Source organism: Delftia sp. RIT313, from assembly GCF_000632165.1.
Taxonomy (GTDB): Bacteria; Pseudomonadota; Gammaproteobacteria; order Burkholderiales; family Burkholderiaceae_C; genus Comamonas; species Comamonas acidovorans.
The window spans coordinates 36,256-49,572 of the sequence record NZ_JFYT01000048.1 but is presented as its reverse complement, the minus strand read 5'-3'; the positions used below and the strand labels follow the sequence as shown (position 1 = coordinate 49,572).

Genomic DNA, 13,317 nt, shown 5'->3' with positions numbered 1-13,317 from the left:
GCCTTCAGAACGGCTCCAGCCCCAAGATGGCAGCGGCCTGCAGCGCCACAGCGCGCACCGCTTCGGGCGTGGGTCCGGTGACGTTCAGGTGGCCCATCTTGCGGCCGCGCTTGGCGTCGTGCTTGCCGTACAGGTGCAGGTGACAGCCGGGCAGGGCCAGGACCTGGTCCCAGGCCGGCGCCTTGGCCTGTTCGCCGTCCTTGAACCACAGGTCGCCCAGCAGGTTCAGCATGATGGATGGGCTGTGCTGGCGCGGCTGCGTCAGCGGCAGGCCGGTCATGCAGCGCACCTGCAGCTCGAACTGCGAGACATCGCAGGCGTTCTGGCTGTAGTGACCGCTGTTGTGCGGGCGCGGCGCGATCTCGTTGACCACGAGCATGCCGTCCTGCAGCACGAAGAATTCGACGCAGAGCACGCCCACGTAGTCCAGGCCATCGGCCACGGAACGTGCGGCGGCCAGCGCCTGCTCGACCTGGGCCTGCGGCAGGTTGCCTTCGTAGACCTCGGTGACGGAGAGGATGCCTTCGCGGTGCAGATTGCGCTGCACGGGCAGGTTGACCATGGAGCCGTCACGGCCGCGCGCCACGATGACCGAGCATTCATGGGCCAGCGGCAGCATTTTTTCCAGCACGCAGGCCACGCGGCCCAGTTGCTCCCAGGCGGTGGCCAGCTCGGCGGCGTTCTTCACGCGCACCTGGCCCTTGCCGTCGTAGCCCATGCGGGCGGTCTTGAGGATGCCGGGCAGCAGGCTGGCGTGCACGGCGGCCAGCTGGGCGGGCGTCTCGATCACCGCGTAGGGCGCGCAGGGCACGCCGCAGCGCACGAAGTGGGCCTTTTCCTGGGCGCGGTCCTGGGCAATGGCCACGGAGGAGCCAGCCGGCGAGACCGGCCGCTGGGCGGCCAGCAGGTTCAGCGCCGCGGCGGGCACGTTCTCGAATTCGGTGGTGACGGCGGCCGACAGGCGCGCCAGTTCGGCCAGACCCTGCGGGTCTTCGTAGCCGGTACGGATGTGGTGGTGGCTGACCAGGCCGGCAGGGCTGGTCGGGTCGGCGTCGAGCACGGCCGTGAAATAGCCCATGGCCTGGGCCGATTGCACGAACATGCGGCCCAGCTGGCCGCCACCCAGCACGCCCAGCGTGGCGCCCGGCAGGATCACATCTGCGCTCATACGGCCACCGGGGGAAGCGTCATCGCGCGCGCTGCGGCGGTCTGCTCGGCGCGGAAGGCTTCGAGCCTGGTGCGCAGGGCCGGGTCCTCATTGGCCAGCAGGGCCACGGCGAAGAGGGCCGCGTTGGCCGCACCGGCCGCGCCGATGGCGAAGGTGGCCACGGGCACGCCCTTTGGCATCTGCACGATGGAGTGCAGCGAGTCCACGCCCTGCAGGTGGCGGCTGGCTACGGGCACGCCGAGCACGGGCACCACGGTCTTGGCGGCGATCATGCCGGGCAGGTGGGCAGCGCCCCCCGCACCCGCGATGATGGCCTTCAGGCCACGGCCGGCAGCGGCCTCGGCGTAGGCGAACATGTCGTCGGGCATGCGGTGGGCCGAGACGACCTGGGCTTCATGGGCGATGCCAAATTGCTGAAGAATGGCAACTGCGTGCTGCATGGTCTCCCAGTCGCTGCTGGAGCCCATGACCACACCGATCTGGATGGAGTTCATGTCGTGAGGGCGCCTGCGGCCCGGCCTAGTGGAACCCGCGATTTTACTTTTTTAGTCCGGATCGGCCCGCATCCCCCTGCAAATCACCGCACAGCCGTGTGCTGCTCGCGCGCAAAACCCAGCACGCGCTGGCGAAACACATGGGCCAGCCAGGCCAGGGCCAGCCCCATCTGCACGGCCAGCGACAGCCACATTCCACTGGTGACGGGCTTTGTCAGGCCGGCTGCCAGCGGCTGGGCCAGCACGGCGGCATCGGCCCCGGCCAGGCCAAAGGCCAGCAGCGGCAGCACGATATTGACCAGCAGCCAGGTGACGGCAAACGCGGCCAGCGGCGACTTGATGCGCCCGGCCAGCAGGGAAAAGCCCGTGGCCAGCGCGGCATCGCGCAGCAACTGCGCCGTGGCCAGCGCCGCCAGTTGGGCCGCGCCCGGCACCATGGGCTGGCCGCCCGCGGGCCACAGCAGCCACAGCGCGCAGGCCAGCACGGCCAGCAGCCAGCTCACGGGCCACAGCGGCAGCGCTTCGAGCGCGCCACGCCAGCGCCCCTGCAGCACGCACCACTGCACCTGGCGCCAGCTGCGCAGGCCCTCGTCCATGCCGTGCAGGCAGACATAGGCCGTGCCCGCCAGCGCCAGCCCGGTGGTCCAAGCGAAGAAAGAGGCCGGGCCGGGGTCCTGCAACTGCATTGCATCGAGGTGCATGCCTCCAAAGGCCAGGCCCGCCACGCACAGGCCCAGCGGCCAGGCCCAGGGCAGGGTGCGCACATCCAGCCGCGTGCACAGCAGCCGCCACAGGGCCAGCAGGCCCAGCCCCAGCGCGATGGCGCCGAACAGGTAGATGGCGCCGCGCCCGTGCAGCGGCACGGACCACCACAGCACAGGGCGGCCTTCTTCGCGGCCCAACTGCTCGGTCAACCGGCCCAGGATGGGTCCGGGCAGTACCATCACGAACAGCAGCGGCACCAGCACGAAGCGGATGCGGCGCGCGGGCTGCTCCTTCGGCCCCCAGCCCATGAGCACGGAGTGCATGCTCCAGGCCTGCAGGGCCACGCCCCACAGCACGGCCTGCAGCACGGCGTGCACGCCCCAGGCCAGCCCGCCCGGCTGGCCCGCCGAGGTGGCCAGCACGGCCAGCGCGCACCACAGCATGTACAGCCAGGCCGCCAGCGGAGCGCCCAGCAGCTTGCCCCAGGCCATCTGCCAGGGCGTCAGGGCCGACAGGCGCTGCCAGTCCCAGGTGTGCTGGTGCGCCTCTTCGTTGAGGCCGCGCCCGGCCAGCACGCTGCCCAGGCCGGCCGCGGCGATCCACATGCCGATCAGGGCGGCGACCAGCAGGGCATGCAGGCGGTCTTCGGGCTGGACCAGGACCATTGGCGTGGCCAGCAGCAAGGCGGTGAGCAGCAGGCTCCAGCCCAGTTGGGCGGGCCGCCAGTTGAGCCAGAGCTGGCGCTGGAATTCGGGGTTGTGCGTCATGGCTGCTCCGCAGGGGTGAGGGGGGCTGCGGCCTGCAGGCCGCGTGCGTAGCGGTCCTGCAGGCGCTCGCGCACAGGCGCCAGGCTGGCCACGGGCAGGCCGGCGCCGACCAGACGGGCCAGCAGATCGGCGCGTTCGCGCGGCAGGGCGGGCAGCCACAGCTGCAGATGCACCAGGCCCTGGTCATCGGGCTGCGGCACGGGGGTGTCGGGAACGACCTGGTGCAGCTGCCGTGCCAGCGACCCGGCCGAGGCACCCGGGGGCGGTGCCAGCTCCAGCGCGTACAGCGCCAGCGGCACATCGCCGCCGGCGGCCGGCGCCTGAATGCCGCCGTGCAGGGCCTCGTGGCTTTCCACGCGGCCGCCGCGCAGGCTCAGGATGTGGGTGCAGTACTCGTCGAGTTCGCTGAGGATGTGGCTGGAGACGATCAGGGTCATGCCCTGGGCCTGCAGCGCCCGCATCAGCTGGGACAGGCTGGCGCGGGCCTCGGGGTCCAGGCCGCTGGCCGGCTCGTCCAGCAGCAGCACGCGCGGCTGGTGGACGATGGCCTGGCCGATGGCCACGCGCTGGCGCTGGCCGCGAGACAGCTCGGTGGGCAGGCGCTCCAGCAGATCGGCCAGGCCCAGCTGCCCGGCCACGTGCGCCACGCGCTGCGGCGCCTCGGACGGGGGCACGCCCATGGACAGGGCCGCGTACTGCAGGCAGCGCCGCACGCTCAGGCGGTCATAGAGGCCGAAGAAATCCGACAGATAGCCCAGGTGCCGGTGCACTTCGCGGGGCTGCTCCTGCACGGCAATGCCATGCACCTCGACCTGGCCCGACAGCGGCTGGTCCAGCCCGGCGATGCAGCGCATCAGCGTGGATTTGCCGGCGCCGTTGGGCCCCACCAGGGCCGTGACGGTGCCTGCGGCGATATGGACGCTGACGCCATCGAGCGCGCGGTGGCCGGGGTACTCGAACACCAGCTGCGAAACCTTGATCAAGGCGAGCCCTCCCTCATTGCGTTGATGGCAGGCCGCAATGGCGGCACAGCGCGCCAATATAGCCCAGCGCTGCCGCGCCGCGCCCTCGGCCGGGCGGCTTGAAATGCGCGCAGCCTGCTCCCATCTGGGGTGGCTGCCGCCCATGGCGTTCACGCCCTGGGCCTTGGAATTGCTGGAGAATCACACGGTCCGCATCGGAGGCATTCGGCCGCCGAACTCCGAACCGCCACAGTCCGCGCGCCCTGGCCGCGCGCCTTGCCACAGGGTCTGATCACATGATTGATGTCACCATTGAGAATTTCGAAGCCGAAGTCGTCGCCGCCTCCATGCAGGTGCCGGTGCTCGTCGACTTCTGGGCGCCCTGGTGCGGCCCGTGCAAGACGCTGGGCCCCATCCTGGAAAAGCTCGAAGTGGCCTACGAAGGCCGCTTCAAGCTGGTCAAGATCGACTCCGACCAGGAGCAGCAACTGGCCGGCATGTTCGGCATCCGCTCCATCCCGACCTGCATTCTGATGATGGGCGGCCGCCCCGTGGACGGCTTCATGGGCGCCCAGCCCGAAGGCAAGCTGCGCGAGTTCCTCGACAAGCACCTGCCCTCCGAAGGCGAGCTGGCCGCCGAGGCCGAAGCCGACGAGGCCCACCAGTTGCTGGAAGCCGGCGACACCCAGGCCGCCCTGCAAAAGCTGGCCGACGCCCTGGCCGCCGACCCGGCCAACGACGATGCGCGCTTCGACTACGTGCGCCTGCTGATCGCCACGGGCGGCTACGAAGAGGCCGGCGCCCTGCTGGCCGAGCCGCTCAAGCGCATTCCCCAGGCCACGCGCTTCGAGGCGCTCAACCAGTGGCTGCAGTGCATGCTGTTCGTGCACAACGACGAGCGTGGCAACTGGGAGTTTGCGCAGTTCGATGCCGTCATTGCGCAGAACAAGCGCGACTTCGACACCCGCTTCGGCAAGGCCCGGGCCCTGGCCGCCGAAGGCCAATGGGCAGCCAGCATGGACGAACTGCTGGAAATCATCATGCGCGACAAGGATTGGAACGGCCAGGCCGCGCGCAAACTCTACGTGGGCATCCTGGAGCTGCTCACGCCCCCGAAGCCCAAGAAGCAGGACGCCATCCCCGGCAAGAGCAGCGGCGGCATCGAGCTGCTGGGCAAGGCTAGCGCCGAGCAGGACGAAGCCACGCAACTGGTCAACAGCTACCGCCGCAAGCTCAGCATGGCGCTGAACTGAGACCGGCGCTGCACGGGTGAAGAGACGGGGAGCCTTGCGGCTCCCTTTTTTCATGGCGAGGACTCAGGGGGCAACCGGTTCCTCGGCCGCATGCGCGCGGTGCAGCAACTGCACGAAGCCGGGCGCATCGGGCAGATGCACATCGGCCAGGCGCCTGACCGGAATGCCCGGGGACCACGAATTCATCACCACGGCGCCGGCCAGGGATGGCAGGTCGGCCCGGGTCAGCACGGCCTGGCGCTGCGCCACGCCCAGGCGCTGCAACTGGCGCCGCAGCATGGACTCGGTCGTGCCCGGCAGCACCTGGGCGCGCGGCCAGACCACGGCATCTCCATCCCAGAAGGCCAGGTTCCAGATGGTGGCCTCGCCAATGCGGCCGTGGCGGTCGGCAAAGGCGGCGTCGTCAAAGCCCTGGGCCACGGCGCGGCGCAGCAGGTGCGTCTTGGCCACCTCGCCCACATGCTTGAGGTGGGGCAGCATGCGCTCATGCTCGAACAGCGCCAGGCTCAAGGGCCCGGCGGGGCCCGAGGCAGGTGCCGAGGTGCGCACCAGCATGCGCGGCCGCGCATCGGCGGCCGTGAATTCCCCGGCAGGCGAGTACACCGTGGCGGTCAGCGACACATCCTGCGGACCACCGGCAAGCGCCGCCCGCAGCTGCGCCTGGACATGGTCATCGGACAAGGCCTGGCCGTACAGCTCCAGCGAGGCCTGGCGCAGACGCTGCAGATGCAGGTCCAGCCCGCGCAGCCTGCCGCCGCGCACCTGCATGGCCGTGAAATGGGCATGGCCGGCAAAGGCCAGGGCGGCGAGTTCGGCCGCCGTAGCGGGCTGCCCATCGATAAGGCTGGTGAAGAAGGAGGCGGTTTCCATGGGTTCATCCATCAAGTTTTCTTGATTGTTCGATGGCAGTCCCAAAAGAGGAAGCAAGTAGTATTCGGCACTTCATCAAGAAAAATTTGAAGATCCATGCGCCAGCTTCCACCCGGCACACGCGCCCTGCGCAGCTTCGAGGCTGCAGGGCGCCACCTGAACTTCACGCGCGCGGCCGACGAACTGGGGCTGACCCCGGCGGCGGTCAGCCACCAGATCAAGGAGATGGAGGAACAGCTGGGCCTCGTCCTCTTCACGCGCAACAGCCGCAGCATGCAGCTCACGCCCGCAGGCAGCGTGCTGCTGGAGGCCACGGCCGAGGCGCTGGGCCTGCTGCGGCGCGCCACCGGCCGGGCGCGCCAGCTGGCCCGGGGCGAGACGCGGCTGCGCCTGTCGCTGGGCGCGCGCTTTGCCACGCAGTGGCTGCTGCCCCGGCTGCCGCGCTTTCGCGCCGCGCATCCGCAGATCGAACTGAGCTTCGACATCTGCGACCAGGTGCGCGACTTCGACGCCGATGACATCGACGCCGCCATCCGCTTCGGCACCGGCCGTGATCCGCACACCCTGGCGGTGCGCCTGTTCGATGCCAGGGTGATCCCCGTCTGCAGCCCGGCCCTGCTGCAGTCCGGCCCGCCGCTGGCCCGGCCCGTTGATCTGCTGGCGCACACGCTGTGCCATGTCGATTGCAGGGTGGACGGCCAGGTCTGGCCGAACTGGCCGATGTGGATGGCGGCGGCCGGCGTGGAGGGCCTGGACGCAGGCCGCTGCATCGCCTTCACCGACTCCAGCCACGTCGTGCAGGCCGTGCTGGACGGCGGCGCCGTGGGCCTGGTCGAGCAGGACCTGGTGGCCGAAGACCTGGCCCGCGGCCGCCTGGTGCGCCTGTTCGACATCGCCGTGGGCCTGGGCCCGGCCTACGCCTACCACCTGCTCTACCCCCGGCGCAGCCAGGGCCAGCCGGCAATCGAGGCGCTGCGTGCGTGGGTGCTGCAGGAGGCCGGGCTGTAGCGCCTACTGCCGTTCGGGATCGGCAAATCGCATCAACCCGCGCACCACGGCCTGCACGGCCGGGTCTTGTTGCGCGGCGCTGCGGCAGGCCAGCCCCAGCGGGCGTTTCAGTGCGGGGCTGAGTCCGCGCTGCTGCAGCGTGCGGCTGACGGCGTCCATGGGCTCCTCGCGCGGCAGGACCGTGGGGCCGTGGCCGGCGGCGACCAGGGCGCGTATGCCTTCGGGAAAGCTCATTTCCATGCGGGGCTGCGGCAGCAGGCCCGCCTGGGCGAACCATTGGGACAGCAGGCGGTGCATCTGGGTGCCGGCGGCAAAGCCTATCCAGGGCTGGGCGTTGAGCCATTCGGGCGTGATCTGGTCGGGCAGCGGCATCTGCGGCGGGGCGAACAGCTCCATGGGGTCGTTGCGCCAGGCGCGCATTTCCAGGCCGGAAGGCACGGGCTGGGGCAGCCCGACCAGGGCCAGGTCCAGGTGGCCAGTCGCCAGGCGCTGCATGGCCTGGGCGGAACTCACGACTTCCAGGCGCAGTTCCACGCCGGGCGCGTGCTCTGCCAGCCATTGCAGCAGTTCGGGCAAAAGCAAGGGGCTGACGCCGGCCGAGGCGCCTATGCGCACGCTGGCGCCAAAGCCCTCGGCACGCTTGCGCACCTGGCGCAGCAGGGCCTCGCTGTCGGCCAGCAGGCGGCGTCCGCCTTCGACCAGCAGAGCGCCTGCGGGCGTCAGCTGCGCCTGTCGCTTGCCGCGCACCAGCAGGGGGGTGTCCAGGCGCGCTTCCAGCTCCTGGATATGCAGGCTGACGGCTGGCGGCGACAGGTGAAGGGCCTGGGCGGCGGCAGCCAGCGTGCCCAGGTCGGCCACGGCCACCAGGGTCTGGAGCTGGTCAAGGTTCAGGCGTCGCATCAGGTTTCCTGAAGATGATGTTCCGAAGATTCGACTTTATCTAATCTGGGTGCGAATCCATCATCCCGTCCCGTATCAAGAGCGAGGCCATGGAATGGAATTGAGCAATGCGGTGCTGGCCGCGGCCCTGGGGGCCGCGCTGATGAATGCGGGATGGAACAGCGCCATCAAGCTGGGCGGCGACAAGATGGTCGCCATGGCGCTGACCACGGGGCTGGCCAGCCTGTGGTCGCTGCTGGTGCTGCCCTGGCTGGACTGGCGCGCGGCGGGGTTGTGGGACGCATCGGTGTGGTGGTGGCTGGCGGCCTCGGTGGCCGTGCACACCGTCTATCACTTCGTGCTGCCGCGCGCCTACCAGCATGGCGAGTTCGGCGTGGTCTACCCCGTGGCGCGGGGCAGTGCGCCACTGTTCGTCACGCTGGGCGCGGCGCTGCTGGCCGGTGAGTGGCCGGGCGCGACCGGGCTGGCCGGCGTGCTGTGCCTGTCGCTGGGCGTGCTGGCGCTGTCGGTGCGCAGCGGCGCGGCCAGCGGTTATGGCGGCAGCGGCTATGCGCTGGCCACGGGCGCCATGATTGCCTGCTATACGGTCATCGACGGGCTGGGTGCGCGCGCATCCGGTTCCGCGCTGCTCTATGCGGCCTTGCTCACGCTGGGCGATGGCCTGGCCACGGTGCTGATCGTCGCCTGGCGGCGCGGCCCCGCCGTGCTGCGTGCCGATGCACGCACCTGGCGCCTGTGCGCCCTGGCCGCCGCCATGCAGCTGAGTGCCAGCTGGATGGCGACCTGGGCGCTGTCGCAGGCGCCCATGGGGCTGGTGTCTGCGCTGCGTGAAAGCAGCGTGCTGTTTGCGGGCTGGATTGCCGCCTGGCTGATGCGCGAGCGCCTGGGCCGCGTGCGCATGCTGGCCTCGGCCCTGGTCTTCGGCGGCATCGTGCTGGTGCGCTGGGGCGGTTGAGCCGCCCGGCGCCAACGTCCGCTGCGTGCTCAGCCGTGGCTGATGCGCGTGCCCAGGAGCGTCAGGAACTGGGCGATCCAGGCCGGGTGTGCGGGCCAGGCGGGGGCGCTGACCAGGTTGCCTTCGGTATGCGCCTGGTCCACGCCGATGTCGGCATAGGTGCCGCCGGCCAGCTCGACCTCGGCACGGCAGGCCGGGTAGGCCGAGCAGGTGCGGCCCTTGAGCACGCCGGCTCCGGCCAGCAGCTGGGCGCCATGGCAGACGGCGGCCACGGGCTTGTTGTTGTCGAAGAAGTGGCGCACGGCGGCGCGCACGGCGTCGTAGTTGCGCAGGTACTCGGGGCCGCGTCCACCGGGGATCACCAGGGCGTCGTACTGCTCGGGCTTGATGTCGGCGAAGCTGGCGTTGAGCGTGAAGTTGTGGCCGGGCTTCTCGCTATAGGTCTGCGCGCCCTCGAAATCATGGATGGCCGTCTTGATGTGTTCCCCGGCCTTCTTGTCGGGGCAGACCGCATGCACCGTGTGTCCCACGGCCTGCAGGGCCTGGAAGGGGACCATGGTTTCGTAGTCCTCGCAGTAGTCGCCACAGATCATCAGAATCTTCTTGCCAGCCATGTGCTTGCTCCTTCAGAAAAAGTCAGAGGAAGCGAACATTGTGGCAGCGTCGGTGACGCAGGCATGACCGGCTGCAAAAACGCAGGCCCGCAACGGAAAAAGAGAGCCGAAGCTCTCTTTTGCGGGGAAAGGCGCGCGGGGCCGGGCTACGGCGGGCCGTCAGGCCGTCAGGCGCTGCAGGGCTTCACGGTACTTGGCGGCCGTCTTCTCGGTCACTTCCTGGGGCAGGCGCGGGGCCGGGGCCTTCTTGTCCCAGGGCTTGCCGTTGACCTGGGCCTGCTCCAGCCAGTCGCGCACGAACTGCTTGTCGTAGCTGGGCGGGTTCTCGCCATTGGCCAGGGCCTGGGCATAGCCCTCCACGGGCCAGTAGCGCGAGCTGTCGGGCGTGAGGACTTCGTCCATCAGCACGAGTTCGCCGTTCTCGTCCAGGCCGAATTCGAACTTGGTGTCGGCAATGATCATGCCCTTTTCGAGGGCGATGGCCGCAGCTTCCTTGTAGATGCGGATGGCCGTATCGCGGATCTGGGAGGCCAGCTTCTCGCCGACCATCTCCACCGTGCGCTCGTAGGTGATGTTCTCGTCATGGTCGCCCATCTCGGCCTTGGCGGCCGGGGTGTAGATGGGCTCGGGCAGCTTGGCGGCGTTGGTCAGGCCTTCGGGCAGGGGCACGCCGCAGACCGAACGCGATTCCTGGTATTCCTTCCAGCCGCTGCCGGCCAGGTAGCCGCGCACCACGGCCTCGATCAGCACGGGCTTGAGGCGCTTGACCAGCATGGAGCGGCCCGTGACCTGGGGCACTTCGGCGGGCGTGACCACGGACTCGGGCGCTTCGCCGGTCAGGTGGTTGGGGCAGATGTGGCCGAGCTTGTCGAACCAGAACAGCGCCATTTGCGTCAGCAGCTCGCCCTTGCCGGGGATGGGCTCGCCCATGATCACGTCGAAGGCCGACAGGCGGTCCGAGGCCACCATCAGGATGCGGTCATCGCCCACGGCATAGTTGTCGCGCACCTTGCCGCGCGCGAGCAGCGGCAGCGAGGCAATGTTGGAAGTGTGCAGGGCGGAGGGGCGGGACTGGGTGGTCATGTGAGGCAAGGGGCAATCTGGCAAAGAGGCTGCAGCGGCCGGATGGCTGCAAGCGGCACGCGCAGGAGCGCGATTCTAACCAACGGCGCCTCACGGTGACGGGCGGCCCTTGGCAAGCCCCACCCCAGGGGCGCAGCCTGGCAAACCCGCCGATTGTGCGCCCAATTGCATGGCGCGCAAAACCCGCCTCCAAGGCCCTGCACCGTCCTGCGCTATCGGCTTGCGGCGTTGCTTTTGGGCAGACCCCGGCGCATAGTGGATTCGCAAGCAAACGAATGCGCATTCCGGCCTGCAAGCACCTGTCCCTGCGGATCGTCTCCCGGTGGACCGGGCTGTTTTCATCCAGAGCAAGGAGTGTTTAGATATGAATCTGACGATTAGTGGGCATCACCTGGAGGTCACTCCCTCGCTGCGCAGTTACGTCATGGCCAAGCTCGAACGCATTCTTCGACACTTTGACCAGGTGGTGGATGTAAAGGTCTTGCTGACCGTTCATAACCAAAAGGAGAAGGAAAAGCGCCAACGTGCCGGTTGCACGCTGCGCGTCAAGGGCCAGGATCTTTTTGTCGAGACCTCTCACTTCGATCTCTACGCCGCCGTCGATGCGCTGGCTGACAAGCTGGACCGCGTGGTGGTGCGCTACAAGACCCGCCAGCAGGGCAGCCGCTATGGTTCGGCCAAGCGACTCGATGATGCTGGGCTGACCTTGGCGTCAGTCGGGTGACAGGTAAGGCGCCAGCCCTGTGCGGGCGCTTACAATACCTGCGCTTATGTGGCTGATGAGCCACGCACGACCACCGCCCTTCGGGGCGGTTTTTGATGGGGGTCAGGGTTTCCCCACGGTTTCCGGCACTGCGGTGCATAATTGTTTCCCGAACCATGAACCGTCTTGCCTCCATCCTGCCCGCCGCTCAAGTGCTCGTGAGCGTTGACGTCACCAGCAAAAAGCGCGCTTTCGAAGAAGCAGGTCTGCTTTTCGAGAGCCTGCATGGCCTGTCCCGCGCACTCATCACCGACAGCCTGTTTGCACGCGAACGCCTGGGCTCGACGGGGCTCGGCCACGGCGTGGCCATTCCCCATGGGCGCATCAAGGGGCTGACCGCTCCCATGGCGGCCGTGTTCCAACTGGACAATCCCATTGGTTTCGATGCCCCCGATGAGCAGCCCGTGGGCCTGCTGATCTTTCTGCTGGTGCCCGAGGCGGCCACCCAGAAGCATCTGGAAATCCTGTCCGAAATCGCCGAGCTTCTCAGCGACAGCCAGCTGCGTGAGCGCCTGAAGTCCTGCGCCGATGCGGCCCGGCTGCATGGAATGATTGCCGGCTGGCAGTCCTCCGCTGCGCCCCTGGTCTAGTCTTCCAGACTTTTTCCTTCCCCTTTTCACGGGCCTTGCCATGAGACCCAGTGCCATCAGCGCCGATGTCCTGTTCGAGGAGTTCCGCTCCAGCCTGCGCTGGGAGTGGGTGGCGGGCCTGGGAGCCTCGGAGCGCCGTTTCGACGAGATGGCCGTGCGCTCGGCGCGCTCCGGCGCGGACCTCGTCGGCTACCTGAACTACATCCATCCCTACCGGCTGCAGGTGCTGGGCGAGCGCGAGATCGCCTATCTGAGCAATGCCACGCCGCAGGACTGCCAGCGCCGCGTGGCACGCATCGTCACGCTGGAGCCGCCCGTACTGGTGCTGGCCGACGGGCAGACGGCGCCCGAGGCGCTGCTGTCCATGTGCGAGCGCGCCCACATTCCCATGTTCTCCACGCGCGAGCAGTCGGCCTTCGTGATCGATGTGCTGCGCGCCTACCTGGCCAAGCATTTCGCCGACCGCACCACCATGCACGGCGTGTTCATGGACATCCTGGGCATGGGTGTGCTGATCACGGGCGAGTCGGGCCTGGGCAAGAGCGAGCTGGGGCTGGAACTGGTGACGCGCGGCAACGGCCTGGTGGCCGATGACGCGGTGGACCTGTACCGCATCAACCAGACGACGATCGAGGGCAAGTGCCCCGAGCTGCTGCAGAACCTGCTGGAGGTGCGCGGCATCGGCCTGCTGGACATCCGCGCGATCTTTGGCGAGACGGCCGTGCGCCGCAAGATGCGCCTCAAGCTCATCGTACACCTGGTGCGCAAGGAAACCATGGAGCGCGAGTACGAGCGCCTGCCGGCCGAGCCGCTGACGCAGGATGTGCTCGGCGTGCCCGTGCGCAAGGTGGTGATCCAGGTGGTGGCGGGCCGCAACATCGCCGTGCTGGTCGAGGCCGCCGTGCGCAATGCCATCTTGCAGCTGCGCGGCATCGACACCTACCAGGAATTCGTGCAGCGCCACCGCCGCGCCATGGAGCGCGGCGACACCTTCTAGCGGCCGCTGGCGTCGCCGAGGCCGGGCCGCCTGTTGCCTGGCCCCCACTGTTTTCAACGCGATTGTTTGCTGGCCGTGCGCCCATGTTTGCGCGCGGTGCGTTGTTGCTGCTTTCTTAATAAGAATAATTCTCATTTTCTATAATTCGGGCAGATGCCGTATCCGGCCTGTGTCCGAGTGTGCCCGAG

14 protein-coding genes are annotated in these 13,317 nt (G+C 68.7%); 6 read left to right on the top strand and 8 right to left on the bottom strand.

Annotated features, from left to right (window positions below; genetic code table 11):
- Positions 1 to 4: 4 nt before the first annotated feature.
- The 4 genes from BW39_RS14350 to BW39_RS14335 form a co-directional block, all read right to left on the bottom strand.
- Positions 5 to 1,168: a 5-(carboxyamino)imidazole ribonucleotide synthase gene (locus BW39_RS14350; protein ID WP_043822521.1), complete on the bottom strand. Its 1,164-nt coding sequence runs from the start codon at positions 1,166 to 1,168 to the stop codon at positions 5 to 7.
- Positions 1,165 to 1,662 carry a 5-(carboxyamino)imidazole ribonucleotide mutase gene (gene purE / locus BW39_RS14345; RefSeq protein WP_012202922.1) on the bottom strand — a complete coding sequence of 166 codons (498 nt, stop codon included), beginning with the start codon at positions 1,660 to 1,662 and terminating at the stop codon, positions 1,165 to 1,167. Before purE ends, BW39_RS14350 begins: the two co-directional genes overlap by 4 nt.
- A gap of 83 nt (positions 1,663 to 1,745) precedes the next feature.
- The gene (locus tag BW39_RS14340) at positions 1,746 to 3,134 is read right to left on the bottom strand and encodes a hypothetical protein (RefSeq protein WP_043822519.1); all 1,389 of its coding nucleotides are present in this window, start codon (positions 3,132 to 3,134) and stop codon (positions 1,746 to 1,748) included.
- Complete coding sequence (locus BW39_RS14335; RefSeq protein WP_043822516.1) at positions 3,131 to 4,117, bottom strand: ABC transporter ATP-binding protein; 987 nt, start codon at positions 4,115 to 4,117, stop codon at positions 3,131 to 3,133. Before BW39_RS14335 ends, BW39_RS14340 begins: the two co-directional genes overlap by 4 nt.
- Positions 4,118 to 4,392: 275 nt before the next feature.
- On the opposite strand from BW39_RS14335, the gene trxA reads away from it, so the two are divergent.
- The gene (gene trxA, locus BW39_RS14330; RefSeq protein ID WP_043822514.1) at positions 4,393 to 5,349 is read left to right on the top strand and encodes a thioredoxin; all 957 of its coding nucleotides are present in this window, start codon (positions 4,393 to 4,395) and stop codon (positions 5,347 to 5,349) included.
- A 63-nt stretch (positions 5,350 to 5,412) separates the two neighbouring features.
- Here trxA and BW39_RS14325 read toward each other — a convergent pair whose 3' ends face one another.
- Entirely contained in the window at positions 5,413 to 6,219 is an 807-nt protein-coding gene (locus BW39_RS14325) for an aminotransferase class IV family protein (RefSeq protein WP_043822544.1), read from the bottom strand.
- A 96-nt stretch (positions 6,220 to 6,315) separates the two neighbouring features.
- On the opposite strand from BW39_RS14325, the gene BW39_RS14320 reads away from it, so the two are divergent.
- The gene (locus BW39_RS14320) at positions 6,316 to 7,227 is read left to right on the top strand and encodes a LysR substrate-binding domain-containing protein (protein ID WP_043822511.1); all 912 of its coding nucleotides are present in this window, start codon (positions 6,316 to 6,318) and stop codon (positions 7,225 to 7,227) included.
- Positions 7,228 to 7,230: 3 nt separating this feature from the next.
- Here the strand turns inward: BW39_RS14320 and BW39_RS14315 are convergent, their stop codons facing one another.
- Entirely contained in the window at positions 7,231 to 8,127 is an 897-nt protein-coding gene (locus BW39_RS14315) for a LysR family transcriptional regulator (protein WP_043822509.1), read from the bottom strand.
- A gap of 94 nt (positions 8,128 to 8,221) precedes the next feature.
- Between BW39_RS14315 and BW39_RS14310 the strand changes: the two genes are divergently transcribed.
- The gene (locus BW39_RS14310) at positions 8,222 to 9,082 is read left to right on the top strand and encodes a DMT family transporter (RefSeq protein ID WP_012202929.1); all 861 of its coding nucleotides are present in this window, start codon (positions 8,222 to 8,224) and stop codon (positions 9,080 to 9,082) included.
- Positions 9,083 to 9,111: 29 nt separating this feature from the next.
- On the opposite strand, the gene BW39_RS14305 is transcribed toward BW39_RS14310, so the two are convergent.
- Together BW39_RS14305 and BW39_RS14300 are read right to left on the bottom strand one after the other, a co-directional pair.
- Complete coding sequence (locus BW39_RS14305) at positions 9,112 to 9,696, bottom strand: DJ-1/PfpI family protein (RefSeq protein ID WP_012202930.1); 585 nt, start codon at positions 9,694 to 9,696, stop codon at positions 9,112 to 9,114.
- A gap of 159 nt (positions 9,697 to 9,855) precedes the next feature.
- Positions 9,856 to 10,779, bottom strand: coding sequence for a phosphoribosylaminoimidazolesuccinocarboxamide synthase (locus tag BW39_RS14300; protein ID WP_012202931.1), 924 nt, complete (start codon positions 10,777 to 10,779; stop codon positions 9,856 to 9,858).
- Positions 10,780 to 11,143: 364 nt separating this feature from the next.
- Between BW39_RS14300 and hpf the strand changes: the two genes are divergently transcribed.
- The 3 genes from hpf to hprK all read left to right on the top strand — a co-directional run bounded on the left by hpf (position 11,144) and on the right by hprK (position 13,129).
- On the top strand, positions 11,144 to 11,503 hold the full coding sequence (hpf, locus tag BW39_RS14295; RefSeq protein WP_012202932.1) for a ribosome hibernation-promoting factor, HPF/YfiA family: 360 nt from the start codon (positions 11,144 to 11,146) through the stop codon (positions 11,501 to 11,503).
- Positions 11,504 to 11,658: 155 nt separating this feature from the next.
- Positions 11,659 to 12,132: a PTS sugar transporter subunit IIA gene (locus BW39_RS14290; RefSeq protein WP_013804474.1), complete on the top strand. Its 474-nt coding sequence runs from the start codon at positions 11,659 to 11,661 to the stop codon at positions 12,130 to 12,132.
- 40 nt (positions 12,133 to 12,172) lie between these two features.
- Positions 12,173 to 13,129 carry an HPr(Ser) kinase/phosphatase gene (gene hprK / locus BW39_RS14285; protein WP_012202934.1) on the top strand — a complete coding sequence of 319 codons (957 nt, stop codon included), beginning with the start codon at positions 12,173 to 12,175 and terminating at the stop codon, positions 13,127 to 13,129.
- Positions 13,130 to 13,317 lie beyond the last annotated feature (188 nt).